The 24394-nt window shown below is 71.4% G+C and carries 23 protein-coding genes and 1 pseudogene; 10 read left to right on the forward strand and 14 right to left on the reverse strand.

Translation table 11 applies throughout. The annotated features are described in order from the left end of the window. Complete coding sequence (locus tag KBY47_RS02115) at positions 1-495, reverse strand: DinB family protein (protein ID WP_210919101.1); 495 nt, start codon at positions 493-495, stop codon at positions 1-3. A 104-nt stretch (positions 496-599) separates the two neighbouring features. Between KBY47_RS02115 and KBY47_RS02120 the strand changes: the two are divergent. Then, a pseudogene (locus KBY47_RS02120) lies at positions 600-1176 on the forward strand (helix-turn-helix domain-containing protein). Positions 1177-1185: 9 nt separating this feature from the next. Here the strand turns inward: KBY47_RS02120 and tgmC are convergent. The 4 genes from tgmC to KBY47_RS02140 form a co-directional block, all read right to left on the reverse strand. Then, positions 1186-2313, reverse strand: a complete 1128-nt coding sequence (gene tgmC / locus KBY47_RS02125; RefSeq protein ID WP_210919102.1) for an ATP-grasp peptide maturase system methyltransferase — start codon at positions 2311-2313, stop codon at positions 1186-1188. After that, positions 2310-3278, reverse strand: a complete 969-nt coding sequence (gene tgmB, locus KBY47_RS02130; protein ID WP_210919103.1) for an ATP-grasp ribosomal peptide maturase — start codon at positions 3276-3278, stop codon at positions 2310-2312. Before tgmB ends, tgmC begins: the two co-directional genes overlap by 4 nt. Continuing rightward, complete coding sequence (locus tag KBY47_RS02135) at positions 3278-3580, reverse strand: putative ATP-grasp-modified RiPP (protein WP_308405010.1); 303 nt, start codon at positions 3578-3580, stop codon at positions 3278-3280. Before KBY47_RS02135 ends, tgmB begins: the two co-directional genes overlap by 1 nt. 162 nt (positions 3581-3742) lie before the next feature. Next, complete coding sequence (locus tag KBY47_RS02140) at positions 3743-4252, reverse strand: ATP-binding protein (protein WP_210919105.1); 510 nt, start codon at positions 4250-4252, stop codon at positions 3743-3745. A gap of 125 nt (positions 4253-4377) precedes the next feature. Here KBY47_RS02140 and KBY47_RS02145 point away from each other — a divergent pair, with 125 nt between their 5' ends. Together KBY47_RS02145 and KBY47_RS02150 are read left to right on the forward strand one after the other, a co-directional pair. Beyond that, positions 4378-5628, forward strand: coding sequence for an XRE family transcriptional regulator (locus KBY47_RS02145; protein ID WP_308405011.1), 1251 nt, complete (start codon positions 4378-4380; stop codon positions 5626-5628). Beyond that, complete coding sequence (locus tag KBY47_RS02150; protein ID WP_210919106.1) at positions 5619-6122, forward strand: GNAT family N-acetyltransferase; 504 nt, start codon at positions 5619-5621, stop codon at positions 6120-6122. The genes KBY47_RS02145 and KBY47_RS02150 overlap by 10 nt, the downstream gene beginning before the upstream one ends. A 60-nt stretch (positions 6123-6182) precedes the next feature. Here KBY47_RS02150 and KBY47_RS02155 read toward each other — a convergent pair whose 3' ends face one another. The 3 genes from KBY47_RS02155 to KBY47_RS02165 form a co-directional block, all read right to left on the reverse strand. Continuing rightward, positions 6183-7943 carry an NAD+ synthase gene (locus tag KBY47_RS02155; RefSeq protein WP_210919107.1) on the reverse strand — a complete coding sequence of 587 codons (1761 nt, stop codon included), beginning with the start codon at positions 7941-7943 and terminating at the stop codon, positions 6183-6185. Between the two features lie 63 nt (positions 7944-8006). Further along, complete coding sequence (locus KBY47_RS02160; protein ID WP_210919108.1) at positions 8007-8636, reverse strand: DUF305 domain-containing protein; 630 nt, start codon at positions 8634-8636, stop codon at positions 8007-8009. Next, complete coding sequence (locus KBY47_RS02165; protein WP_210919109.1) at positions 8633-9295, reverse strand: DUF3105 domain-containing protein; 663 nt, start codon at positions 9293-9295, stop codon at positions 8633-8635. Before KBY47_RS02165 ends, KBY47_RS02160 begins: the two co-directional genes overlap by 4 nt. A gap of 374 nt (positions 9296-9669) precedes the next feature. Between KBY47_RS02165 and KBY47_RS02170 the strand changes: the two genes are divergently transcribed. From KBY47_RS02170 to KBY47_RS02180, 3 genes are all read left to right on the forward strand, one after another. Further along, a complete protein-coding gene (locus KBY47_RS02170) occupies positions 9670-11031 on the forward strand; it encodes a glutamine synthetase family protein (protein WP_210919110.1) in 1362 nt (453 codons plus the stop codon). 271 nt (positions 11032-11302) lie between these two features. Then, positions 11303-11848, forward strand: coding sequence for a DUF1062 domain-containing protein (locus KBY47_RS02175; RefSeq protein WP_210919111.1), 546 nt, complete (start codon positions 11303-11305; stop codon positions 11846-11848). A 178-nt stretch (positions 11849-12026) separates the two neighbouring features. After that, positions 12027-12188: a hypothetical protein gene (locus KBY47_RS02180; RefSeq protein ID WP_210919112.1), complete on the forward strand. Its 162-nt coding sequence runs from the start codon at positions 12027-12029 to the stop codon at positions 12186-12188. A 22-nt stretch (positions 12189-12210) separates the two neighbouring features. On the opposite strand, the gene KBY47_RS02185 is transcribed toward KBY47_RS02180, so the two are convergent. Beyond that, positions 12211-12573: a DoxX family protein gene (locus KBY47_RS02185; protein ID WP_210919113.1), complete on the reverse strand. Its 363-nt coding sequence runs from the start codon at positions 12571-12573 to the stop codon at positions 12211-12213. A gap of 112 nt (positions 12574-12685) precedes the next feature. Between KBY47_RS02185 and KBY47_RS02190 the strand changes: the two genes are divergently transcribed. Then, on the forward strand, positions 12686-13087 hold the full coding sequence (locus KBY47_RS02190) for a helix-turn-helix domain-containing protein (protein ID WP_210919114.1): 402 nt from the start codon (positions 12686-12688) through the stop codon (positions 13085-13087). On the opposite strand, the gene KBY47_RS02195 is transcribed toward KBY47_RS02190, so the two are convergent. The 4 genes from KBY47_RS02195 to KBY47_RS02210 all read right to left on the reverse strand — a co-directional run bounded on the left by KBY47_RS02195 (position 13078) and on the right by KBY47_RS02210 (position 17947). Further along, positions 13078-14298 (reverse strand): MFS transporter, encoded by a 1221-nt coding sequence (locus KBY47_RS02195; RefSeq protein ID WP_210919115.1) that lies wholly within the window; start codon positions 14296-14298, stop codon positions 13078-13080. The two genes, KBY47_RS02190 and KBY47_RS02195, sit on opposite strands and share 10 nt — an antisense overlap. A 119-nt stretch (positions 14299-14417) precedes the next feature. Continuing rightward, on the reverse strand, positions 14418-15476 hold the full coding sequence (locus KBY47_RS02200; RefSeq protein ID WP_210919116.1) for an endonuclease/exonuclease/phosphatase family protein: 1059 nt from the start codon (positions 15474-15476) through the stop codon (positions 14418-14420). Positions 15477-15654: 178 nt separating this feature from the next. After that, a complete protein-coding gene (locus tag KBY47_RS02205) occupies positions 15655-16290 on the reverse strand; it encodes a TetR/AcrR family transcriptional regulator (protein ID WP_210919117.1) in 636 nt (211 codons plus the stop codon). Between the two features lie 61 nt (positions 16291-16351). Then, on the reverse strand, positions 16352-17947 hold the full coding sequence (locus tag KBY47_RS02210; protein ID WP_210919118.1) for an MFS transporter: 1596 nt from the start codon (positions 17945-17947) through the stop codon (positions 16352-16354). A gap of 193 nt (positions 17948-18140) precedes the next feature. Between KBY47_RS02210 and panB the strand changes: the two genes are divergently transcribed. The 3 genes from panB to KBY47_RS02225 all read left to right on the forward strand — a co-directional run bounded on the left by panB (position 18141) and on the right by KBY47_RS02225 (position 21104). Further along, the gene (panB, locus tag KBY47_RS02215; protein WP_210919119.1) at positions 18141-19016 is read left to right on the forward strand and encodes a 3-methyl-2-oxobutanoate hydroxymethyltransferase; all 876 of its coding nucleotides are present in this window, start codon (positions 18141-18143) and stop codon (positions 19014-19016) included. A 241-nt stretch (positions 19017-19257) separates the two neighbouring features. Next, on the forward strand, positions 19258-20286 hold the full coding sequence (locus KBY47_RS02220) for an ATP-binding cassette domain-containing protein (RefSeq protein WP_210919120.1): 1029 nt from the start codon (positions 19258-19260) through the stop codon (positions 20284-20286). Further along, the gene (locus tag KBY47_RS02225; RefSeq protein WP_210919121.1) at positions 20283-21104 is read left to right on the forward strand and encodes an ABC transporter permease; all 822 of its coding nucleotides are present in this window, start codon (positions 20283-20285) and stop codon (positions 21102-21104) included. Before KBY47_RS02220 ends, KBY47_RS02225 begins: the two co-directional genes overlap by 4 nt. Positions 21105-21115: 11 nt before the next feature. On the opposite strand, the gene KBY47_RS02230 is transcribed toward KBY47_RS02225, so the two are convergent. Further along, positions 21116-24373, reverse strand: coding sequence for a BTAD domain-containing putative transcriptional regulator (locus KBY47_RS02230; RefSeq protein ID WP_210919122.1), 3258 nt, complete (start codon positions 24371-24373; stop codon positions 21116-21118). Positions 24374-24394 lie beyond the last annotated feature (21 nt).

A 24394-nucleotide genomic window follows, 5' to 3' on the forward strand; every position in this document is an offset into this window, starting at 1 on the left:
TCAACGCCCGGTCGCTCCGTCGACCAGTTCCCGCAGGATGTCCGCGTGCCCGGCGTGCCGGGCGGTCTCCTCGATCAGGTGGGTGAGGGCCCAGCGGACGCTGGGGCCGGGCCGGTGGCTCCCGGGCAGCGGGGCGCCCGGATCGAGACAGCCGTCGAGCACGTCATCGGCCCGCGCGACCGCCGCCCGATAGCGCCCGACGACGTCCGCCACGCCGTCCTCCGGGGCGGCGTGGAAGGTGGCCTGCCAGTCGGCGACCCGCTCCCCGAGGAACGTGGAACGCTCCACGTGAGCGAGATGGTTGACCAGCCCGAGCAGATTCGTACCGGACGGCACCCCGGCCGTCCGGACCGCCGGTTCGGCAGCGCCCTCGACCTTCCTGACGACCGAGTCGCGCAGATAGCCGAGGAACCCGCGCAGCACCTCCAGCTCACTGTTCCCGGTGCGGGGCGGCGGGGTGTCGGCACGGCGGCCGGGGCGGCGGGTGCGGGACATGGGCTCCACCTCTTCGAGCGAACGGGGGGTGTCCTCGTCCCCGCAGTCTCACCGGACCACCTCCCACCCGGCACGAAATCTTGCGGCTATGGCAAGGTGCCCTCGTGGACAGCGACACGCATGACGTACTCGCCCTCGTAGGTCCGCGCCTGCGCGCCCTGCGCCGGGAGCGGGGCATCACCCTCGCCGACCTCGCGGCGGTGACCGGTGTCTCGGAGAGCACGCTGTCCCGCCTGGCGCCGGGCCACCCTGGAACTCCTGCTGCCCCTGGCCCGTACGTACGACGTCCCCCTGGACGACCTGGTCGGCGCCCCGCGCACCGGGGACCCCCGCATCCACCTGAAGCCCGTCCACCGCTTCGGCATGGTCTTCATCCCCCTGTCCCGCCGCCCGGGCGGCACCCAGGCCTTCAAACTCCTCATCCCCGCCCGCCCCAGACCCCTCGAACCGACCCCGCAGACCCACGAGGGCGTCGAATGGCTGTACGTCCTGAACGGCAGCCTGCGCCTCCTGGTCGGCGAACGCGACCTGACCCTCTCCCCCGGCGAGGCCGCGGAGTTCGACACGTCCCTCCCCCACTGGCTGGGCAGCGCGGACGGGGGCGCGGTGGAACTGCTGATCCTGTTCGGACCGGAGGGGACGCGGGCGCATCTGCGAACGGGTAAGGGGCACCACGACTGACGCGGCCCCTCAGACCGGCAGCCGCCATGACGGACCGCCCGGGTCCCCGCCCCACACCCGCTGGACGCCGTCACCGTCCACGGTCATACCGAAGGCGGACTGCGCGGGTGAACCGGCTCGCTGCCAGGTCAGCAGGGCCTCCTCCACGGCGTCCCACAGGCGCAGAGGGCCGTACTGGTGAACGCGCCGGCCCGCGGCGGTGGCTTCGGTCCACGCCTGTGAGCCGGTGGCGACGTCGACGAGGATCACGCCGTCGTCGCTGGTCATGAGTTCGGCCGAGGGAGCGGCGAGCTGGGCCACGAAGTGCCCTGTCCAGTCGTCGAGGAGCCCCGGGTCGGTACGGATCTGCCGGACCTGGCCCGGACGTTGGAAGTAGGTGGGACGGGGCGGGCGTTCGTGCGGACGCGCGAGCATGCAGCCGACCTGGTCCGCGGCGAATGTGCCGCTGGCGGTGCCGTCGTCCTGGACGGTGAGGCGAATGAGACCCGAGGCCGTCATCCAGCCGCCAAGGGCGGTGGTGATGGTTCCACCCGCTCGGACCTGCCGGAGCCAGGCGGGCGGAATGTGCCGGACGGCGCAGGTGGCGACGATCGCGTCGTAGTCGGCGCCGTCCTTGTACCCGGCGAGGCCGTCTCCGGTGACCAGGGTGGGGAAGTACCCGGTGGCTCGGAGGCGGTCCCCCGCGACGGTGGCAAGCCGCGGGTCGTACTCGACGGAGTACACGCACTCGTCGCCGAGGCGGTGGCAGAGCAGGGCTGTGGAGTAGCCGGTGCCGGTGCCGATCTCCAGCACCCGGTCACCCTCACCGACTCCCGCGAGGTCGAGCATGCGCACGACGAGCGACGGCAGGGTGCCGGAAGACGTGGGGCGGCCGGTGAGGGGGCCCGACGAGTCGGCCGCGTCGACACCCTCGACCTGTGTGACCCAGGTGGCGTCCTGGTACACGAGGCGCAGCCATGCGTCTTCACCGATCTGATCCCGGTGCGTCGGCACCCATTGGGTGCCGGACAGGCGGAACAGACAGTCTCCGAGGAACGCTTCGCGGGGGACGGCTTCTACGGCGGACCGCCAGGCGAGGTCGCTCACACCGATTCCGGCGGCGAGGCGGCGGCGCAGGACAGCGGGGTCAGTGGTCATGCGGTGCCTCCCGGATGCTGGAGCTGATCGGCGAGAGCGACGGTGATCGGATCCGTGATGTGCTCGGGGAACCAGGCCCATTGCCCGTTGGGGTTGCATTCGTACCAGTGCCAGCGCCCGTCGGCTCCCAGCCCGAAATCGAAGGCGCCGAAGACCAGGCCGAAGGTGTCGAGGTAGCCGAGGACGCCCTTGAGGATTTCCGGCGGGGTGGGGATGGCGGTGTAGGTGAGCAGGTCGTAGTGGCGACGCCAGTCCACCCCGGGTGATCCATCGATGCGGACGGCGAACGGTTGGTCGCCTACGACGGTCAGCCGGATGTCGGCTGCTTTGGCGACCCGCTGTTGGAAGAGGTGAGCGGTGTGCCGTAGGCGGTCGTCGATCTGCTCCGGTGTCACGTCATCGATCCACACGGTGAGGCTGCGGCCGTCCGGGGCGGTGTACTCCGTCTCACGAAGCGGTTTGTAGACCACCGGTCCGTACGCGACGGCGAAGGCGCGAGCCCGGTCGGGATCGTTGGTGATCAGGGTCGGAGGCACGGTGAGCCCGCAGCGCGCGGCCACGGCCAGTTGCGCGGGCTTGTGCTCGCCGTCCCGGTTGCGCCAGGGATGGTTGACGTAGTGGGCGCCGGGCAGGGAACCGAGCACTCCGCCGAACCCGTAGCGGGCTTCTTCCACTGCCCAGCGGGCGTCCTGCCCAGGCATCGCGAGGTCGGCCGCGTATGGGGTGGGCCGCCGCCAGTACACCGACCGCACCTGGCCGAGTCGGAGGGTGCGGGTCTGGGTGGTGAGGGTGCCACCGGGGCCGGTGCTGTCGATGAGGGCGTCCATGGTGACCGAGGCGGGGAAGTCTCCGGGGTCCAGCCGCACCACGGGCACTCGACGCTGATTGAGTTCTCCGATCACCTCGTCGGCAGTCGCGTCGTCCAGCCGGGAGACGACAAGGACAGGTGGCCTACCCGCGCCCATCAGTCGCTGTCTCCCTGCTGGTCGCTGCCCTGGTCGGGGGTACCGTCGAGGCTGGTCTTCGTCGTCGTCTCCTTCGACGTCTCGGAGCGCTTGTGCCGGTCCAGCGTCGGCAGAGGGAAGCCTTCGGCGTCCAGCCACGTGGCCGTCTGCGTCTCGGGGTCGAGTACGGCACGGCTGGGCGGGAGGACGAGGGCGGGGGGAAACAGCCTCATGCGCGCGGTGCCCCATGGGGTGAGGGCAGCGTCCGGTGTCACAGCCTGCATGATTCTCCTGAGTGTCTCGAATGATCCAGCAATGCGCATCCATGCCTGCTTTCTGCCGCCCTGCCGGGCGATCGGTGAGGGCCGCCAGGATCAGCGCCATCACCAGGCAGCCGACAGCCAGGACGAGCGACCACACTTCCCACTTGCTGACTTCCGGAACTGCCGCTGACAGCGCGGTGTCGCCGGGCTGGTCGCACACCTTCACTTGGACCTGGGTTGATCCCGGTAGGAGAGGGCGCACCAGATCGCTGTGCCGTCGGGACTGACACCCCACGCGTCGGCCATGGAGTCGACGAGGAAGAGGCCGCGGCCGTGCTCGTCGTCCAGGGATGCCTGACGAAGGACGGGGGATTCCGGAGAACCGTCACGGACCACGGTCACCACGTGAGTGCCCGTGAGGTGGAGGCGGTAGTCGATCTCAGGACCGGAACCGTGCCGAAGAGCGTTGGTGACCAACTCCGTCGTCAGTAGTTCCTCGGTCGTCAGCAGTCGCTCGGCAGCTGCCAGCAGCCCTTGTCTCTGCCAGTGGAGCAGCGTTGCCCGCGCGATACGGCGGAGGCGTCCGGGCCATCGGGCGTCGGCTTCGGTGATCACACCGGGGGCAGCGGCCGGGTCACGTGCGATGCGCAGCCGGTGCCCGACTCGGAAGTCGGCGAGAGGGAGGTCCACGTGGGCCGATACGCCCACGACGCCGTCAGCAACACTTGGCATGCGTCCAGTGCACTGCGCGCGCCGGTGACTCGGACAGGTGAAATCCCCGGAGACCGGTGGCGTGACCCCGGTGATTTTTACCTTCAGGGTGTCGCGCCGCCGGACCGCGCGGCTACTTTGCCGATGTGGGAGAGAACCGCGAGCTGGCCGCCGCCATGGCGGAACTCAACATCAGCCAGGCCGAGTTAGCCCGCCGCGTGAACGCGGAGACCCAGCGACTCACCGGCAGGGAAGGCAGCCTCACCGACCGGGACATCCGACGCTATCTGAGCGGTGAGACCACCTGGCCACAGCACAGACAGCGCCTCGGACTGGAGAGAGTGCTGGGTCGTCCGGCCACCGAGCTGGGATTCTCCCCCCGATCGTCCAGGGCGCGCCAGGGCCATGCGGAGGACCGAGTGCACCGTCGTACCTTCCTCGCAGCAGCGACCGGCAGTCCGGTCGCCGCTCTCGCTCCTGCACCACGCCCGCGGCTGGGGCAGCGGGACGCTGATCGGTTCCATGAGCAGTACCTCGGCCTGCTGCGCGTCGACTCGCGGCTCGGAGGCGGGCAGCGGACCGAGGTCAGTGCCGTCGAACTGGCCACTCGCATCCAGTCCTCCCTGGCGGGCGGTGGCGCCTCCGACCGCATCCGGCGTCAGTTGCACCGGCTCGCCTCCGACGTGATGTGCCTGGCGGCCTTCGCCGCCATCGACGCGAGCGCTCCCCAGCGCGCCCGCAGTCACCTCGATCAGGCCCTCACCCTCGCGAGCCTCGCCCGCGACGGCGAGGCCATGTACCGCGTGTGGGATCAGCTCATGCTGACCTTCAGCCAGCGGGAGAACCATGCCGAGGCGGCGGCCAGCGCGGAGGTGATGAAGCGCTCCTCACTGGCCCGGCGTGAACCGTTGTACGCCTCGTTGGGACATCTGCGGCACGCCAACGCCCTGGCCAGGCTGCATCAGGGTGCCGAGTCACTGCGGGCCCTGAACCTCGCGGAGAAGGCGTTCGGCCAGGCGGGCGTCGAGCAGCCCTCGGGATGGATCGCGTTCTACGGCCGCGCCGAGTTCGACGCGCTGTCGTCGTACGTCTGGACGGCGCTCGGGGAGCACGAGCGAGCCGAGTTCTGTCTCCACCGCACCCTCGCCGCCATCCCCGCCGACATGGTCCGTGACACGGCTCTCTATACGGCGCACCTGTCACTGTCCCAGGCGCGGCAGGGCGAGTTGGAGCTTGCCTGCGACACCGGAAGACGCGCGTACGGGATGCTGCTGCCCTCATCCGGATCGCAGCGAACGACGAACACACTCGCCAGAACACGCCACGTCATCGAGGCCACGGGCACGAAAGCCTCCGAGGTCACGAGCTGGATCGAGGAGTCCCGCCGATGGACCTGAGGTGTCACCGGCACGCCGACGCGCGTGACGTGCGCGCTCTGCTCCTGGACGTGCACGACGAGGTGTACGCGGACGACCCCGACCCGTTCCACTCGCGCGAGCGGTTCTCGTACTTCGTCGACCTGTGGTCAGGGCGCGAGGACTGGCTGTGTGTCTCAGGATGGGAGAACGGCACCCCGGTCGGGTACGCGTACGGCTCGAAGTTCAAGCCGGGCGGCTGGTGGAAGGGAGCGGTCCGCCCGGTCGACGTACGCGGTCGGATCTTCGCCCTGTCCGAGCTGATGGTGGTGCCCCGATGGCAGGGCACCGGCCGGGCGCGGCGGATTCATGACGCGCTGGTCGAATCGGTCGACGTCGACTACGTGACACTCCTCGTCGACTCAACCCACCCCAGGGTGCAGACCCGGTACGAGGAATGGGGCTACAAGAAGCAGGGCGAGACCCAGCCCTCCAGCGACTCCCCGCTGTACGCCGTCATGGTCAACCGGCGCTGACCGCAGGCCTCAGCACAGAAGAGGCCTGCGGTCATTGCCATGCCGCGTCGACCGGACCGGCTACGCCGTCTCCCGCCAGCCGTTCGTGATCGGGAGGCGGCGGTCCTTGCCGAAGCCCTTCGGGGAGATCTTCGTGCCCGGGGGGTACTGGCGGCGCTTGTACTCGGCTGTGTCGACCATGCGGAGGGTCTTGGTGACGAGGGCGGGGTCGAAGCCGGCCGCGGTGATGGTGTCGGCGCCCTCGTCGTGGTCGACGTAGCGCTCCAGGATGGCGTCGAGGACCGGGTAGTCCGGGAGGGAGTCCGTGTCGACCTGGCCGGGGCGGAGTTCCGCGCTGGGGGGCTTGGAGATGGAGTTCTCGGGGATCGGCGGGGTCTCGCCGCGTTCCTCCGCCGCTCGGTTGCGCCACTTGGCGAGGCGGAAGACCGACGTCTTGTAGACGTCCTTGATGGGGCCGTAGGCGCCGACCGAGTCGCCGTAGAGCGTGGAGTAGCCGACCGCCAGTTCCGACTTGTTGCCGGGGGCGAGCACGATGTGGCCCTCCTGGTTGGAGATGGCCATCAGGAGCGTGCCGCGCAGGCGGGACTGGAGGTTCTCCTCCGCCAGGCCGGTCAGCCCCAGGGAGCCCATGTACGCGTCGAACATGGGCTCGATGGGGACCGTGCGGAAGTTCAGGCCCGTGCGCCGGGCCAGGTCCGCCGCGTCGTCGCGGGAGTGCTCGGAGGAGTACTTCGACGGCATCGACACGCCGTACACGTTCTCCGCGCCCACCGCGTCGCAGGCGATCGACGCCACCAGCGCCGAGTCGATACCGCCCGACAGGCCGATCAGGACGGAGCGGAAGCCGTTCTTCTCCACGTACGCCCGCAGGCCCGTGACCAGCGCCGCGTACACCTCCTCGGCGTCGTCGAGGCGCTCGGCGTAGCCACCGGGCAGTTCGGGGTCGTAGGGCGCGAGGGGCTCCTCGGAGAGGATCACCCGGTCGACGCGCAGACCGTCGTCGACCACACCGGCCGGCGCGTCGGGGGCCGCCGCGGGCAGGTCGAGGTCCAGGACCACGCACTCCTGCGCGAACTGCGGCGCCCGCGTGATCACCTCGCCGTCCGCGCCGACGACGATCGAGTCGCCGTCGAAGACCAGCTCGTCCTGCCCGCCCATCATGGCGAGGTAGGCGGTGGTGCAGCCCGCCTCCTGGGCGCGCTTGCGGACCAGTTCGAGGCGGGTGTCGTCCTTGTCGCGCTCGTACGGGGAGGCGTTGATGGAGAGGAGCAGGCCCGCGCCCGCCGAGCGGGCCGCGGGGACCCGGCCGCCGTCCTGCCACAGGTCCTCGCAGATGGCGAGGGCGATGTCGACGCCGTGCAGCCGCAGCACGGGCATGCTGTCGCCGGGCACGAAGTAGCGGAACTCGTCGAAGACGCCGTAGTTCGGCAGGTGGTGCTTGGCGAACGTGAGGACGATCTCGCCGCGGTGCAGGACCGCGGCGGCGTTCTGGGGAGCGCCTGCGGGCTGGCCGTACTTGGGCTGGGCGGTCTCGCAGCGGTCGAGGTAGCCGACGATCACCGGCAGCTCCCCGAAGCCCTCCGCGGCGAGGCGCTCGGCGAGCGAGCGCAGGGCCGCGCGGGAGGCCTCCACGAAGGAGGAGCGCAGGGCGAGGTCCTCGACGGGGTAGCCGGTGAGCGCCATCTCCGGGAAGGCCACGAGGTGCGCTCCGCGCTCGGCGGAGTGCCGGGTCCAGCGGAGGATCGTCTCCGTGTTCCCGGTGAGGTCACCGACGCGTGCGTCGATCTGGTTCAGAGCGAGGCGAAGTTGAGGCACGCACATCAGTGTAATCGTCAGAGCGACGCGATGGGGTGGCGTGTGGCGCGGGCCACCCCCCTCGGCCCGCTACGGCCGCGGTTTCGCGCCCCGCTCCTCCAGCATGTCCGCCATCAGCGCCATCTCCGACTTCTGGCCCTCGACCATGCCCCGCGCGAGCTGCTTCTCGACGCCGACCGCGCACTTGTCCACGCAGGCTTCCGCCATGTGGACGCCGCCCTTGTGGTGGTCGGTCATCAGCTGGAGGAAGAAGACCTCGGCCTGCCGCCCGTTGAGTTCGCCGAGCTTCTTCAGCTCGGTGTTGGTCGCCATGCCGGGCATCAGCGCCCCGTCCTCGCCGGGCGGCATGGAGCCCATGCCCATCCAGGTCATCGGCGGGTCGGCGGATACCTTCGGCAGCCCCCACAGGTCCAGCCAGCCCAGCAGCATGCCCCGCTGGCTGGCCTGCGTCTGCGCGATGTCGTACGCGAGCCGCCGCACGTCCTCGTCGTCGGTGCGGTCGCGCACGATGTACGACATCTCCACCGCCTGCTGGTGGTGGACGGCCATGTCGCGGGCGAAACCGGCGTCGGCGGAGTCGGCGGCGGGCGGCTCCACGCCGGAGCCGCCGTCCTCCGCGACCGCGTAGGTGATCGCACCGGCCGCGACGAGCACCGCCGCCGCGGCGCCCGCGATCCACCCGCTGTGCGACCGGTTCACCCGGACAGTCCGCCCGTGCAGGCGGCGCCCTTCTCGGGCGTCTGCTCACCCTGGACGAACTTCTCGAAGAACTCGCCCACCTTCGGGTCGTCCGCGCCGGTCACCGTGCGCTGGTGGCCCCAGGCGGTGAGCACGATCGGGTCCTTCTGGTCCTCCACCGGGCTCATCAGCGTGTACGGCGTCTGCTTGACCTTCTCCGCCAGCGCGTCGACGTCGGCCTTCGGGGCCTCGCTGTTGTACGTCACCCAGACCGCGCCGTGCTCCAGCGAGTGCACGGCGTTCTCGTTGTTGACGGCCTTGGTGTAGACGTCGCCGTTGCAGTTCATCCAGGCCGCGTGGTGGTCGCCGCCGACCGGGGGCGTCACCGGGTACTTCACCGACTTGGTGACGTGGTTCTGGGACAGCGTGCCCTTCCAGGTGCTCACCCCGTCCGCACCGGCGACCAGCTTGCCCGCGGTCTTCGAGTCGGTCGTGGAGTCCGAGTCGTCGGACTGCGACTGGACGAGGACGACCCCGCCGACGACGAGGCCGGCCACGATCACCGCGGACGCCGTGACGGTGAGGATGCGGCCGCGCCGCTCGCGGGCACGCTCGGCGCGCCGCATCTCCTCTATCCGCGCCTTGCGCTCGGCACTGCTCTTGTTCTTGGCGGAACCCATGGGGCTGGCCCTTCTGGGGAGGGAGGACGGTCGGGTGCGCTGATCGTAATGGGGGACCGCTGTCGTCTCGTAGGGTGGTCACAGGAATGGCCCGATAGGTACGGGAACGGGGCGTTCGGTGGGGCGGTGGCGGGCCGTCGTTCGCTCCCGTACCGCCCTGCCATTACGGATGTCGGTGTGGGCAGGCAAGATGGGCTGGAGAGCCCGGGGAGCCGTACACCTGCCGCATCTGAGGCGTTCAGACCGGGGTCGGCCGGGCGATCAAGGTCCGCAACGCGCATGAAATGGTGTTGTGGTGGGATGCTCAGGTGCCCGACCGCCTCCCGAGGGACCGGAGACAGGCGGCCTGACCAGCAAGGATGGGGAAGCGGAAGATGGACAAGCAGCAGGAGTTCGTGCTCCGGACGTTGGAGGAGCGCGACATCCGGTTCGTACGTCTGTGGTTCACGGACGTGCTGGGCTTCCTCAAGTCGGTCGCCGTGGCCCCGGCCGAGCTGGAGCAGGCCTTCGACGAGGGCATCGGCTTCGACGGCTCCGCCATCGAGGGCTTCGCGCGGGTGTACGAGTCCGACATGATCGCCAAGCCGGACCCGTCCACCTTCCAGATCCTGCCCTGGCGTGCCGAGGCCCCCGGCACGGCCCGGATGTTCTGCGACATCCTGATGCCGGACGGCTCCTCCTCCTTCGCCGACCCGCGCTATGTGCTCAAGCGCGCCCTGGCCCGCACCTCCGACCTGGGCTTCACCTTCTACACCCACCCGGAGATCGAGTTCTTCCTGCTGAAGGACAAGCCGCTCGACGGCTCGCGGCCGACCCCAGCCGACAACTCCGGATACTTCGACCACACCCCGCAGAACATCGGCATGGACTTCCGCCGCCAGGCGATCACCATGCTGGAGTCGATGGGCATCTCCGTCGAATTTTCCCACCACGAGGGCGCCCCCGGCCAGCAGGAGATCGACCTGCGCTACGCGGACGCGCTCTCCACGGCCGACAACATCATGACGTTCCGCCTGGTCATGAAGCAGGTCGCGCTGGAGCAGGGCGTACAGGCCACCTTCATGCCGAAGCCGTTCTCCGAGCACCCCGGCAGCGGCATGCACACGCATCTGTCGTTGTTCGAAGGCGACAGGAACGCCTTCTACGAGTCCGGCGCCGAGTACCAGCTCTCCAAGGTCGGCCGCTCCTTCATCGCGGGCCTGCTGCGGCACGCGGCGGAGATCTCGGCGGTCACCAACCAGTGGGTGAACTCCTACAAGCGCATCTGGGGCGGCTCCGAGCGCACCGCGGGCGCGGGCGGCGAGGCCCCGTCGTACATCTGCTGGGGCCACAACAACCGCTCGGCCCTGGTCCGCGTCCCGATGTACAAGCCCGGTAAGACCGGCTCCGCCCGGGTCGAGGTCCGCTCCCTGGACGCGGGCGCCAACCCCTACCTCGCCTACGCCGTCCTCCTCGCCGCGGGCCTGAAGGGCATCGAGGAGGGGTACGAGCTTCCGCCGGGCGCCGAGGACGACGTCTGGGCCCTCTCCGACGCCGAGCGCCGCGCGATGGGCATCGAGCCCCTCCCCCAGAACCTGGGCGAGGCCCTCACCCTCATGGAACGCAGCGACCTCGTCGCCGAGACCCTCGGCGAACACGTCTTCGACTTCTTCCTGCGCAACAAGCGGCAGGAGTGGGAGGAGTACCGCAGCGAGGTCACCGCCTTCGAGCTGCGGAAGAACCTGCCGGTGCTGTAGGGGCGGATTCCGGTCCGAAGGGGCTGACGGTCGTCGACCGTCAGCCCCTTCGCGCGTCCGGCGTCGAAAACCCGTGGAACGGTGGCGCCGCCCCCCACTACCGTGCCGCTGGACCGAGTCGTCCAGGACAAGGACGTGCCGTTGTACACCGTGTGAGACCTCCCGAGAGCTGATCTGTCGCGCGTCGCCGCTGCCGCTGTGCGCCGCGCTGCTTCCTGCTGCGGACTTCTCACTGAAACCGGTGTACTCCTGTGCTCAATCGCTGGGTGGTATGCCCACCTGCCTGCCGACCGTTCTCCGCCGTTGCCACGCCTGCGCGTCCGGCCGCTTCCGGGCGAACGGCAAGTTCCGTGTCAACGCCCACCACAAGCTCCTCGACGCCTGGCTCCTCGTGCTCTGCACCGGCTGCGGAGACACGGCCAAGCTCACGGTCTGGGAGCGGATGAACGTCCGCTCCGTACGGCCCGGCCTGCTGGACCGGATGCACGACAACGACCTTGGCCTGGCGGCCGAACTCCTCCAGGAACCGGCCCTTCAGCGCCGTAACCGCGTCGCCCTCGACTGGACGGGCGCCTGGCGCCTCGACACCGGCGGCTCGGACCGCCTTGACCGCGAGGTGCTCGACGTCTCGGTCCACTTCGCGGCCCGCATACCCGTCCGGCCGGTGCGGCTGGTCGCCGAGGGGTGCGGCCTCACGCGGGCCGAGGTCGAGCGACTGGTCGCCGACGGCAGGCTCGTCTCGGCGGTCCGGCTGAACGCCAAGCTCTCCGACGACTTCACCTTCACGCTCAAGCCGCCGCCGGAGGAGGCAGGATGAGGTCTCCGATCCAGGGTGGGGAGCAAGGGTGGGTTACGCGGGGGCTTCGAGAAGCGGCTCGCGGAGTGGTCCGCCGCGGGGCCCGTCGCCTATGTCGAGGTCGAGTACTTCGGGGGGGGTCGGCGGGCAACGGGCCGCTGTCTGGGGCAACGGCGCGCTGGTTCCGGGGCCGCTGGCGGTGCCGACGAGAAAGTGGCGGTTCTCCCGTTCGATCAGCCCGGTCTCGCAGGCCCTGCGATGGCTCGGCACAAGCAGGACGCTGGGCGAGGACGAGTTCGAGGCCGTGGGACTGGACCGTTGCCGGACCCACGACGACCGGCTGTCCTCCCGGGACGGTTGAGGGTCACGGCGGCGGCGTTCCGTCAGAGCGCCGCCGCCAGCCACACCGTCACGCCCGCGACCGCTGTCAGCGTCCAGTTGAGGCCGGTCTCCTTCGCCTCCCCCCGGGAGAGGTGCAGCCCCGCCGCCAGCACCTGGAGCACGACGAGACCGGCTGCCGCCGCCACGGCCAGGCCCGGTGCGACGCCCGTCAGGGGTGGGAGCAGCAGGCCTGCCACGCCCAGGAGTTCCAGCACGCCTATGAGTCGGACCAGGGGCATGGGGACCGAGTCGGCCCAGGCCATCATCGGGGCTAGTCGCTCCTTGCTCTGGGTGGCCTTCTTGGTGCCCGAGTAGAGGTAGAAGAGGCCCAGCAGGGATACGACGATCCAGTACGCCACGGTCATGGTTCCGCCTTCTCACGTCATGGGTTACGACGGGGGAGCAGGGCCATGATGGGTAACCGTCGGAAGGTCTGCAAAAGGCACATCCGTGTGCCCGTCTCCCACCTGGAGCGCGATGTCGAAGTACGAGAGGGCCTGTCTGATCCGGGGTGACGGCGGGCGGGCCGTGCGTGGGCTGCTCGACCGGATCGGGGACAAGTGGACGCTGCTCGTGGTGGCGACGCTGCACGGGGAGCGGATGCGGTTCACCGAGTTGCTGCGCCGGATACCAGGGGTGTCGCAGCGGATGCTGACGTTGACGTTGCGGCATCTGGAGCGGGACGGGCTCGTCGGGCGGACGGTGTACGCCGAGGTGCCGCCGCGGGTGGAGTACGAACTCACGGAGACGGGGCGGACGTTGATCGGACCCGCCGTCGCGCTGGCCGAGTGGGCGATCGAGCACAACGCCGGGATCGAGCGGAGCCGGGAGGCGTATGACGACGCCCGGCACGAGAAGGCCGGGCCTCCTCAGGGTTGAAGCGTCTCCGCTCGCTCCGGGACGTGCGTCGCCACCAGGCGTTCGTGGGACGGGGTGGCCGGGGCCGTACGGCGGTCCAGTGCGTACGCCGTCGCGGCTACCGCCAGGCCCAGTACCGCCAGGCCCGCGCCCGCCACCGCCGGGGACGTCACGCCGTGGCCCGCGGCCAGGGTCAGGCCGCCGATCCAGGCGCCGCCCGCGTTGGCGAGGTTGAAGGCGGCCTGGTTGGCGGAGGAGGCGAGGGAAGGGGCGGAGGCGGCCTTCTCCATGACCATCAGCTGGAGAGGGGAGCCGGTGACGAACGCGGCGGTGCCGAGGAGGGTGACCGCCAGGGCCGCCGTCCAGGGGGTGGTCATCAGCAGCGGGAACAGGGCGAGGACCGTCGTCAGTGCCGTCAGGCCGCCGAACAGGGTGCCGCGCAGGGAGTGGTCGGCGAGGCGGCCGCCGAGCAGGTTGCCGATGGTCGCGCCGACGCCGAACAGGGCGAGCAGGAGCGTGACGCTGGCGTCGGTGTACCCGGCGGCGTCGGTGAGCATCGGGGTGATGTAGCTGTACGCGGCGAAGAGCGCGCCGAAGCCCGCGACCGTGGTGCCGAGGGCGAGCCAGACCGGCAGGGAGCGCAGGGCCGTCAGTTCGCCGCGCAGGCCCGCCGCCGGGGTCGGGGCGCTCGCCGCGGGGACCAGCAGGGCCAGCGCGGCGATCGCCGCCACGCCGATCGCGCTGACGGCGAGGAAGGTCGCCCGCCAGCCGAGGTGCTGGCCCATGAGGGTGGCCGCGGGGACGCCCGCGATGTTGGCGACGGTGAGGCCGAGGAACATCAGGGAGACGGAGCGGGCCTTGCGGTCGGGAGCGGCCATGCTGGTGGCGACGACGGCGCCTACGCCGAAGAAGGCGCCGTGCGGGAGGCCGCTGAGCAGGCGGGCGGCGAGGAGCCAGTGGTGGTCGGGGGCGAGGGCGGAGAGCGCGTTGCCCGCGACGAAGAGGACCATCAGGGCGATCAGGACGCGGCGCCGGGGCACGCGTGCCGTGACGGCCGCGAGCAGCGGGGCGCCGATGACCACGCCGAGGGCGTACGCCGAGACCAGATGTCCGGCGGCGGGGAGGGAGACGCCGAGATCGGCGGCGACATCGGGCAGCAGGCCCATCATCACGAACTCGGTGGTGCCTATGCCGAAGGCGCCTACGGCCAGGGCTAGCAGGGCCAGGGGCATGGGAATCTCGGGCCTTTCGGAGTGTGGTGTTCCGCCATCATACGTTTTGTATGTTCAAGCTCGGAACAAACTTTCTCGGGCCCAGTATTCCAACAGGTCAGGGGCAGGCTTCGGGCCGGTTAAGAACCCGTGGCCAGATCCACCCGGGCCGCCACCGGCAGATGGTCGCTGCTGGTCCTCGGCAGGGTCCAGGAGCTGACCGGCTCGATCCCCTTCACCATCACCTGGTCGATGCGGGCCATCGGGAACGAGGCGGGCCAGCTGAAGCCGAAGCCGCTGCCCGCGGCGCCCTGGGTGGAACGCATCTGGCTGGTCACCGCGTTGAGCGCCCGGTCGTTCATGGTGCCGTTCAGGTCGCCGAGCAGCACGATCCGCTCCAGGCGCTCGTCGGCGATGGCCTCGCCGAGGGCGTCGGCGCTGTGGTCGCGCTGCCGGGCGGTGAACCCGGCCTCCAGCTTCACGCGCACCGAGGGGAGGTGGGCGACGTAGACGGCGACCGGTCCGGCGGGGGCGGTCACCGTGGCGCGCATGGCGCGGGTCCAGCCCAGCTTGATGTCGACGGAGCGCACGCCGCTGATCGGGTACTTGCTCCACAGGCCGACCGTGCCCTGCACCGAGTGGTACCGGTACGTCGACGCCAGCGCCTTCTCGTAGACCGGGACGGCCGCGGCGGTCAGCTCCTCCAGGGCCAGCACGTCGGCGCCGGAGGCGGCCACGTCCTCGGCGGTGCCCTCCGGGTCCGCGTTCTCGGCGTTGACGTTGTGGGTGACCACGGTGAGGTCGCCGCCGGTGGCCGCCTTGTCGGAGAGCAGCCCGCCGAAGAGGTTCAGCCAGACCAGCGCGGGCACCAGGACCGCGATCAGCGCGCTGGCCGAGCGGCGCACCAGGCCGAGCACGAGCAGCACCGGGATGGCGACGCCGAGCCAGGGCAGGAAGGTCTCGGTGAGACTGCCGAGGTTGCCGATGGAGTTGGGGATGTGCGCGTGGACGACCATCACCAGCGCGAGCAGCAGGGCCAGGGCCGCGAGGACCAGCCCGCGGAGCCAGACGCGGCGGTCGCTCCGCAGCCGGCCGAGGAGGCGGGCCGTACGGTCCTTCAGGCGCCGTAGGGCAGAGCCGCGACGCTCGGGCCCCGGGCCGTCGTTGTCCGTCTCCGTCACGTACGCCTGTTGCGCCATACCGTCGCCTCGCTACCTGCCGTGCACACCGTCATCCCCCGCACCCAAGACCCTAGGGGATGATCGGCTCCGTTCCCGCCGTCCCATGACGGCCGTTCGGAAGTGCAGGACGACTCCTCGGGCGCCGGGGGTTCCGGGGTCCGGGTGTGAACGCGCTCTCTGTGACGAACCACGCACATCAGTGCTCGGGGGACGGCGGGCTGACGGGACGTAGACCCTCGAGGAGGGTGTCCACGATCCGCTCGGCGAGGCCCTCGGGGAGGTCGGCGGAGCGGCGCAGCACGGAGCGGGTGAGCATGGGGCCGACGAAGATGTCGTAGAGGAGTTCCACGTCGGTGTCGGCGCGCAGTTCGCCGTCGCGCTGGGCGCGGCGCAGGAGTTCGATGCCGGTACGGCGGCGGGGGGCGATGACCATGCTGTCGTAGGCGGCCCAGATCTTGGGGCTGCTCTTCATCTGGGCACGCACGTTGTGCAGGATCGCGGAGGTGCGGTCGGCGAGGCCGCGGCGGCGCAGGGCCTCCAGCAGGACGACGAGGTCGTCGCGCAGCGAGGTGCCGGGGAGTTCGGGGTCGGGGGGTTCGGCGGCGCGCAGGACGTCGACGAAGAGTTCCTCCTTGCCGCGCCAGCGGCGGTAGATGGTGGCCTTGCCGACGCCCGCGGTGCGGGCGATGCGTTCGATGGAGAGGTCGCCGAGCGGGACGCCGTCCTCCAGGAGTTTCATCGCGCCCTCGATGATGGCGCGCTCCACGGCCTCGCTGCGGGGGCGGCCACGGGTGGGGCCGTCATGTGGGGGGTGGGGGGCGGCGAGGCTCACGGTGGTGCGTCCCTTCGTCGGTCCGGGGCGGGGCGTGGACGATTCTTCCTGGTGCGCCTTCCTACGGTGTGCCGCCCGGCTGGGCGACCGGCTCGGCCGCTTCCTCCGGGGCGTCCCCGGCGGCCGGGTCCGGCTGCCTGCCCGGCAGGAACAGCGCCACGACCACGGCGCCGAGCACCGCGATGCCCGCGCCGCACAGGGCGGTGATGTGCATGGCGTGCAGGAAGGCGTCGTTGGCGGAGTCGACGAGGGGGGCGCCGGTGGGGCCGAGGCGGTCGGCGACGGCGAGGGTGGCCTCGATGGACTCGCCCGCGGCGTGCCGGGCGCCGGCCGGCAGGGCGGTCAGCTTGTCCTCGATGCCGGTGCGGTAGGCGGCCGACAGGACGGAGCCCAGTACGGCGATGCCGAGGGCGCCGCCGACCTGGCGGAAGGTGTTGCTGAGCGCGGAGGCGGAACCGGCCTTCTCGCGGGGCAGGGACTGCATGATGACGACGCTGACCGGGGTCATGATGTGCGCCATGCCGGTGCCCATCAGGAAGAACACGACTTCCAGGAACCAGATCGGCGTGTCCGCGTCCAGGGTGGCGAACGCGCCGAGCATCGCGGCGAGCAGCACCATGCCGCCGGTGGTGGTCGCCTTGTTGCCGAAGCGGTCGACGAGGAGGCGGGCGCGGGGCGCGAAGACCAGCTGGGCGAGGGCGAGCGGCAGCATCAGCAGGCCGGTCTCCAGGGGCGAGTAGCCGCGCACGCTCTGGGTGTAGAAGACGGCGAAGAACGTCACGCCCATCAGTGCGAAGAAGACCAGCGAGATGGCGGCGATCGCGGCGGAGAAGACCTTGTCCTTGAAGTAGGTGACGTCGATGGAGGGGTGGTCGCTGCGCTTCTCGAAGACGACGAAGGCGACGATGACGGCGAGCCCGGCGCCGATGGCGCCCAGCACGGTGGGCTCCGTGAAGTCGGCCAGTTCGCCGCCGCGGATGATGCCGTAGACGAGCAGGACCAGGCCTACGACGGACAGGGCGACGCCCACCGGGTCGATCCGGCCGGGGTTCGGGTCGCGGGAGTCGGGCACCAGCCACACCATCAGGGCGAGGGCGAGCAGCACGATCGGCACGTTGATGAGGAAGACCGAGCCCCACCAGAAGTGGTCCAGCAGGGCGCCGCCGGTGATCGGGCCGATGGCGATGGCGAGGCCGACGCCGCCCGCCCAGATGCCGATGGCCTTGGGCTGCTCGTCGCGCTCGAAGACGTTCATCAGTACGGCGAGGGTGGCGGGCATCACGAAGGCGGCGCCCAGGCCCATCACCGCGCGGAACCCGATCAGCTCGTTCGGCGAGGAGGCGAAGGCGGCGAGCGCGGAGCCGGCTCCGAAGACGACGAGGCCGCCGAGCAGGACCTTCTTGCGGCCCAGCCGGTCGCCGAGGAGTCCGGCGCTGAACAGCAGGCCCGCGAAGACCAGGGTGTAGGCGTTGATCGCCCACTCCAGCTCGCTCTGGGTGGCGCCGAGGCCGGTGGGTGCGGGGGTGGAGATCGTCTTGATGGCGACGTTCAGGATCGAGTTGTCGAGGACGACGATCAGCAGGCTCAGCATGAGCACACCGAGGATGGCCCAGCGGCGCCGGTGCACCGCCTCGGGGACGCCTGAGGGAGTTGTCATGCCGTCGAGCGTAGGGGATTTACGATACGGGTCGGTCTCGTATCGTAAATTTTTACCCGGCCCTTAACCGGCCGTCGTGACCGGATGCCGACGTGACGGGGGTCCCCTAGCCGCGCCTGGCACGAGGTGCCACCATGGAGGGGATCCGGGGACGCCGTCAGGGTGCCTCGAGATGACGTAAGGAGCCGGTGCAATGACGCAGCTTTCGGCTGCCCAGCCCGCGAAGACGGGAACCTCCGACGGCAGCAAGGCGCTGTACGGAGGCAAGGGCACCCGCCGTATCACCGTCCGCGACATCGCCCTCGCCAAGGAGCGGGGCGAGAAGTGGCCCATGCTCACCGCCTACGACTCGATGACCGCCTCCGTCTTCGACGAGGCCGGGATCCCGGTCATGCTCGTCGGCGACTCCGCGGGCAACGTCCACCTCGGGTACGAGACCACCGTGCCCGTCACGCTCGACGAGATGACCATGCTGTCCGCCGCGGTCGTCCGTGGCACGAAGCGGGCCCTGATCGTCGGCGACCTGCCGTTCGGGTCCTACCAGGAGGGGCCTGTGCAGGCGCTGCGCTCGGCGACCCGGCTGGTGAAGGAGGCGGGCGTGCAGGCCGTGAAGCTGGAGGGCGGTGAGCGGTCGCACGAGCAGATCCGGCTGCTCGTCGAGTCCGGCATCCCGGTGATGGCCCACATCGGGCTGACCCCGCAGTCCGTCAACGCGATGGGCTACCGCGTGCAGGGGCGCGGCGAGGAGGCGGCGCAGCAGCTGCTGCGGGACGCGAAGGCCGTGCAGGACGCGGGGGCGTTCGCGGTGGTGCTGGAGCTGGTGCCGGCGGAGCTGGCGGCGGAGGTCACGCGGACGCTGCACATCCCCACCGTGGGGATCGGTGCGGGGGCGGAGACGGATGCGCAGGTGCTGGTGTGGACGGACATGATGGGGCTCACCGGGGGGCGGGTGCCGAAGTTCGTCAAGCAGTACGCCGATCTGCGGGGGGTTCTCGGGGGCGCCGCGAAGGCGTTCGCCGAGGATGTTGTCGGCGGGGCGTTCCCCTCTGAGGAGCACTCCGTCCACTGAGCCATTGCCGCACCACCCATGGACAGCCCTCGCCGGTCTTCCCCCGCCGGCGAGGGCTGTCCCCCTTGGTGGGGCTGGGCGGGGGTGGGTCGCGCGGCCCGGCGCTGCGAGGTGCCGCTGCGCCCACCCGTGCCGCCCCAGCGGCACGACTGCCCGCAGCTACGGCGGCTCGGCGGCTGTGTAGGACGGCTGTCGGCGGCTTGTCGGTGGTTTGTCGGTGGGGGTTGGGACCGTTGCCTTCATGACGGGAAATGATCTGAAGGCCAGGGGTGCGGCGGTGGTCGTGCGGGGGCTGGTCAAGCATTTCGGGGAGACCAAGGCGCTCGACGGGGTGGATCTGGAGGTGCCGGAAGGCACCGTGATGGGGGTGCTCGGGCCGAACGGGGCCGGGAAGACCACGCTCGTGCGGATTCTGAGCACGCTGCTACAGCCGGACGCCGGGGAGGCGTACGTCGCCGGGTACGACGTCGTACGGCAGCCGCGCCAGCTGCGCAGGGTGATCGGGCTGACCGGGCAGTACGCGTCCGTGGACGAGAAGCTGCCGGGGTGGGAGAACCTCTACCTGATCGGGCGGCTGCTGGACCTGCCGCGCAGGGAGGCCCGGGCGCGCGCCGACGAGCTGCTGGAGCGGTTCTCGCTGACCGAGGCGGCGAGGCGGCCCGTGCGGACGTACTCGGGCGGGATGCGGCGGCGGCTCGACCTGGCCGCGTCGATGATCGGGCACCCGGCGGTGCTGTTCCTGGACGAGCCGACGACGGGGCTGGACCCGCGGACCCGCAACGAGGTGTGGGACGAGGTCCGGCGGATGGTCGGGGACGGGGTGACCGTGCTGCTGACCACGCAGTATATGGAGGAGGCCGAGCAGCTCGCCTCCGAGCTGACGGTCGTCGACCGCGGCAAGGTGATCGCGGGCGGCCGGATCGAGGAGCTGAAGGCGAAGGTCGGCGGGCGCACGCTGCGGATCCGGCCGGCCGAACCGGCGCGGCTGCGGCCGCTCGCCGCCGCCCTGGACGAGCTGGGCATCACCGGGCTCGCGACGACCACCGTGGACGTCGAGAGCGGCACGCTGCTGGTGCCGGTGCTCAGTGACGAGCAGCTGACCGCCGTGATCACGGCGGTGACCGCGCGCGGGGTGACGCTCGCCTCGGTCAGCACCGAACTGCCCAGCCTGGACGAGGTGTTTTTGTCCCTCACCGGACACCGGGCGAGCGCCCCGGAGGACACCGTGTCCGCTTCCGCTTCCGAGAACCGTGAGGAGGTCGCCGTATGAGCGCCGCCACCACCCTGCCCGACGGCCTCAGGGCCGACAGCCGGATCTCGCTGCGCGGGCACCTGCGGCACACCGGCGCGCTGGTCCGCCGGAACCTGCTGTGGATTCGGCAGGACCCGGAGTCGATGGCCGACGCGGTCCTGTTCCCGGTCGTGTTCACCCTGCTGTTCGTGTACGTCTTCGGCGGGTCGATCGGGCAGTCGCTCGGCGGCGGGCAGGAGGCGTACGTGCAGTACGTCGTGCCCGGGCTGATGGCCATGATGGGCCTGAGCATGGCCCAGGGCGTCGGCACCGGCTTCAACCAGGACTTCAACACCGGGGTGATGGACCGCTTCCGGTCGCTGCCGATCGGGCGCGGCTCGGTGCTGTTCGCGAAGATCGCGGTGGAGCTGCTGCGGATGCTGTTCGCGACGACGGTGCTGCTGGTCGTCGGGGTGCTCGTCGGTTTCGACATCACCAACTGGGGCGGACTGCTGGCGGCCGTAGGCCTGTCGGCGGTGTTCGGCTCGGCGCTGATGTGGGTGTTCCTCACCCTCGGCGTGGTGATGAAGAACGCCCAGTCCGTGCAGGCGATGGGTTTCCTGGTGCTGATGCCGCTCCAGTTCGGTTCGTCGATCTTCACGCCGACCGACTCGATGCCGGGCTGGCTCCAGAACTTTACGGACGTCAATCCGCTCTCCGCGCTCGCGGACAGCGCCCGCGGTCTGATGGTGGGCGGCCCGGTCGCGGGCGACCTGTGGCTGACGCTGGCCTGGTCGGCGGGGATCACGGCGGTGATGGCGCCGGTCGCGATCCACAAGTTCCGTACGAAGAGCTGACCGGCGGGCGGTCATACGAGGGCGGCGGCCTCCTCGGGGGAGAGGGCGCCGCCCTCGTCGTAGGCCTTGGTGTACTCCTCCTCGGTCAGCGCGGCGCGCGTCCGGCCGGCGGCGCGTTCCCGGGCCGTGCGTTCCAGAAGGGAGAGGCGGTGGCCGGGCGGCAGCAGCGCGTCGGCGGCGCCCAGGCAGCGGGCCGCGGCCCCGGGCTCGCCGGTCGCGGCCAGCACCAGGGCGGTGGTGACGAGGTAGGCGGAGGTGAGCTGGGGTGCCATGGCGCGGGGCAGTGGCTCGTGGGCCAGTGCCAGTCCGCGCCGGGCCTTGCCGCGGGCCTCCTCATAGCGCTCGTCCAGGATGTCCAGCCAGGCCTCCAGGCCGAGGATGAAGGAGTCGAAGACCACGAAGTCGGCGAGGGCGAACTGGGTGCGCAGCAGCCGCACCTGGCCGCGGGCCTCGGTGAGCCGCCCGGTGGTGCTGAGCCATCCGGCGAGGAAGATCCGGGCGAAGGCGAGGGCCTCGTGGGCGGCGCCCTCCGGGTCGTCGAGGACCTCGCGCAGCAGCCGCTCGCCGCGTTCGCCGTGCCCGGCCTCCAGCAGGGTGCTGCCGAGGCGGGCGGTGAGGACGGCGAGCTGGGCGCGGGCGCCGATCCGGCCGGCGATGTCGATGGCCGCCTCGAAGTCGGCGGCGGCGTCGGCGAACCGGCCCTGGTGCTCAGCGGTCTCGGCGCGGGCGGCCAGCGCCTCCGCGGTGCCCCACAGGTCGCCGAGGCGCCGGTAGATGGCGAGGGACTCGTCGGCGTCGCGGGCCGCGTCGCCGGTCCATCCGGGGCGGTGGACGAGCATGTTGGCGCGCATCTGGAGGTTGCCCGCGAGGTCCCAGTCGTGGCCGGGGGTGGCGCGGCAGGCGGCGACGGCGGCGTCGCAGACACCGGCCAGTTCGTCCATCCGGCCGCTCAGCATCACCGCGTACATCCACAGCGTGCCGGGGAAGCGGCAGACCTGCGGCATGCCGGGTTCGTAGACCTCGGTGATGATGCGCAGCTTGCGCTGCCGCTCGGGGTTGTCCCAGCTCTCCAGCTCGGTGTCCATGCAGGCCATGTGGCACAGGTGGGCGCCGCGCCGGGCCTCGGCGAGCAGTTCGCCGGTCCACGGCGGTGGCCGGTCGGTGCAGCGCTCAGGCACCGGCTCGGCGCGGCGGACCGGCTCGGTGAACGGGTCGGGGCCGAGCGCCATGACCTCGGCGCACCAGTTGCGGGCCTCGATGCGCAGGTCGCGCATCTGCCAGTACCAGCCGAGCGACAGCACCAGGCAGAGCCCTTCCTGCTCGTCGCGCCGGGCGACGGCCTGCCGCAGGGCGGTGCGCAGGTTCTCGTACTCGCGTTCAAGGGTGGCGATGGCGGTGTTCTGGTCCCGGCCGCGCAGCAACGGGTCGGTGGTGCGGGCGAGTTCGCGGTAGTACGTGAGGTGGGCGCGTTCGGCCTCGGCGCGGTCCCCGGTCTCGTCGAGGCGTTCGGCCGCGTACTCGGCGACGGTCTCCAGGAGGCGGTAGCGCATCCGGTCGTCGTCGCCGGGGGCGGCGACGACCAGGGACTTGTCTACGAGGGAGCCGAGCGCGTCGAGGGCGGCGGGGCCGCAGACGGCCTCGGCGGCGGTGAGGTCGCAGCCGCCCGCGAACACCGACAGGCGGCCCAGTACGTCGCGTTCGGTGGCGTCCAGCAGGTCCCAGGACCAGTCGACGACGGCGCGCAGGGTCTGCTGGCGGGGCAGGACGGTGCGGCTGCCGGAGGTGAGCAGGCGGAAGCGGTCGTCGAGGCGGTCGGCGATCTGGCGGGGGCTCAGCATGCGCAGCCGGGCGGCGGCCAGTTCGATGGCGAGGGGCAGTCCGTCGAGGCGGCGGCAGATCTCGGCGCAGGCCTCCGGGTCGTCGTCGGTGCGGAAGCCGGGGCGGGCGGCGGCGCCGCGGTCGGCGAGCAGCCGGAGGGCGTACGGCTCGGGCAGGGGGTCGACCGGGCGCAGCACCTCGCCGTTGACGCCGAGGGGTTCGCGGCTGGTGGCGAGCACGGTCAGCCGCGGGCAGTGGACGAGCAGTTCCTCGACGAGGCGGGCGGCGGCGTCGACGACGTGTTCGCAGTTGTCGAGGACGATCAGCATGCGCCGTTTGCCGCAGTGTTCGACGAGGCGTTCCACGGGGTCGTCGTGCCGGTCGCCGCCGACGGCCCGCATGCCCTCGGCACCGGCGCCGTAGAGCACGGTCTCCCGCGCTCCCACGGCGGTCAGGACGGCCTCCGGTACGGCGGCGGGGTCGTCGACGGGGGCCAGCTCGGCCAGCCACACCCCGCCGGGTGCGGTGTCCCGTACGGTCTCGGCGGCCTCCTGGGACAGCCGGGTCTTCCCGGCGCCGCCGGGTCCCAGCAGGGTGACGAGGCGGGCCGTGGCGAGGTCGCCGCGGATCGCCTCGATGTCGCCCTCGCGTCCGACGAAGGAGGTGAGCCGGGCCCGCAGGTTGCCGGGCGGCCGGTGGGCGGCGGGGACCGGCGGGGTCTCCTCGGGGCGCAGCAGTTCCGCGTGCAGGGCGCGCAGCCCGGGTCCCGGGTCGGAGCCGAGCCGGTCGGCGAGCAGCAGCCGTACGTCCTCGTAGGCGGCGAGCGCCTCGGCCGTACGTCCGGTCGCCCGCAGGGCGCGCAGCCGCAGCGCCTGGAGGGGTTCGTCCAGCGGGTGGGCGTCGCACAGCGCGGTCAGTTCGGGCAGCGCGTGGCGGGCGTGGCCGAGGGCGAGCGCGGCGGCGAGGCGGGCGCGCCGGGCCTCCAGGCGGCGGGCCTCGCAGCGGGCCGCCTCGGCGGCGCGGTCGGGCAGGTCGGCGAGGGCGGGGCCCTGCCACAGCCCGAGGGCGTCGTCGAGCACCCCGGCCGCCTTCACGGCGTCCCCGTCGGCCAGGGCCCGCAGCCCCTCCTCGGTGAGCCGCTCGAACCGGTGCAGGTCGATGTCGTCGGGCCGGGCGGTGAGCCGGTAGCCGCTGTCGGCCAAGGCCACGGCGTCCGCGCCGAGGGCCCGCCGCAGCCGCCCCACCAGCGCCTGCACGGCGCCGGGCGCGTCGGCGGGCGGGTCCCCGTCCCACACCTCGTCGACCAGCAGCCCCACGGGCACGACCCGCCCCGCCCGCAGGGCGAGCACGGTCAGCAGGGCGCGCAGCCGCGCCCCGCCGACGGGGACGGAACTGCCGTCGGAACGGAACGCCTGGGTGGTACCGAGGATGCGATAGCGCACGGGGTCCATTGTCCCTGCGCCGAGGGACGC

It is taken from the genome of Streptomyces sp. B93, assembly GCF_018070565.1.
Taxonomy (GTDB): domain Bacteria; phylum Actinomycetota; class Actinomycetes; order Streptomycetales; family Streptomycetaceae; genus Streptomyces.

Bases quoted from the DNA above. Each gene is read 5' to 3' on its own strand.
- KBY47_RS02115 (WP_210919101.1), bottom strand. From the start codon at position 495: ATGTCCCGCACCCGCCGCCCCGGCCGCCGTGCCGACACCCCGCCGCCC.
- tgmC (WP_210919102.1), bottom strand. From the start codon at position 2,313: ATGACCACTGACCCCGCTGTCCTGCGCCGCCGCCTCGCCGCCGGAATC.
- tgmB (WP_210919103.1), bottom strand. From the start codon at position 3,278: ATGGGCGCGGGTAGGCCACCTGTCCTTGTCGTCTCCCGGCTGGACGAC.
- KBY47_RS02135 (WP_308405010.1), bottom strand. From the start codon at position 3,580: ATGCGCATTGCTGGATCATTCGAGACACTCAGGAGAATCATGCAGGCT.
- KBY47_RS02140 (WP_210919105.1), bottom strand. From the start codon at position 4,252: ATGCCAAGTGTTGCTGACGGCGTCGTGGGCGTATCGGCCCACGTGGAC.
- KBY47_RS02150 (WP_210919106.1), top strand. From the start codon at position 5,619: ATGGACCTGAGGTGTCACCGGCACGCCGACGCGCGTGACGTGCGCGCT.
- KBY47_RS02155 (WP_210919107.1), bottom strand. From the start codon at position 7,943: ATGTGCGTGCCTCAACTTCGCCTCGCTCTGAACCAGATCGACGCACGC.
- KBY47_RS02165 (WP_210919109.1), bottom strand. From the start codon at position 9,295: ATGGGTTCCGCCAAGAACAAGAGCAGTGCCGAGCGCAAGGCGCGGATA.
- KBY47_RS02170 (WP_210919110.1), top strand. From the start codon at position 9,670: ATGGACAAGCAGCAGGAGTTCGTGCTCCGGACGTTGGAGGAGCGCGAC.
- KBY47_RS02175 (WP_210919111.1), top strand. From the start codon at position 11,303: ATGCCCACCTGCCTGCCGACCGTTCTCCGCCGTTGCCACGCCTGCGCG.
- KBY47_RS02185 (WP_210919113.1), bottom strand. From the start codon at position 12,573: ATGACCGTGGCGTACTGGATCGTCGTATCCCTGCTGGGCCTCTTCTAC.
- KBY47_RS02190 (WP_210919114.1), top strand. From the start codon at position 12,686: ATGTCGAAGTACGAGAGGGCCTGTCTGATCCGGGGTGACGGCGGGCGG.
- KBY47_RS02195 (WP_210919115.1), bottom strand. From the start codon at position 14,298: ATGCCCCTGGCCCTGCTAGCCCTGGCCGTAGGCGCCTTCGGCATAGGC.
- KBY47_RS02200 (WP_210919116.1), bottom strand. From the start codon at position 15,476: ATGGCGCAACAGGCGTACGTGACGGAGACGGACAACGACGGCCCGGGG.
- KBY47_RS02210 (WP_210919118.1), bottom strand. From the start codon at position 17,947: ATGACAACTCCCTCAGGCGTCCCCGAGGCGGTGCACCGGCGCCGCTGG.
- panB (WP_210919119.1), top strand. From the start codon at position 18,141: ATGACGCAGCTTTCGGCTGCCCAGCCCGCGAAGACGGGAACCTCCGAC.
- KBY47_RS02220 (WP_210919120.1), top strand. From the start codon at position 19,258: ATGACGGGAAATGATCTGAAGGCCAGGGGTGCGGCGGTGGTCGTGCGG.
- KBY47_RS02225 (WP_210919121.1), top strand. From the start codon at position 20,283: ATGAGCGCCGCCACCACCCTGCCCGACGGCCTCAGGGCCGACAGCCGG.
- KBY47_RS02230 (WP_210919122.1), bottom strand. From the start codon at position 24,373: ATGGACCCCGTGCGCTATCGCATCCTCGGTACCACCCAGGCGTTCCGT.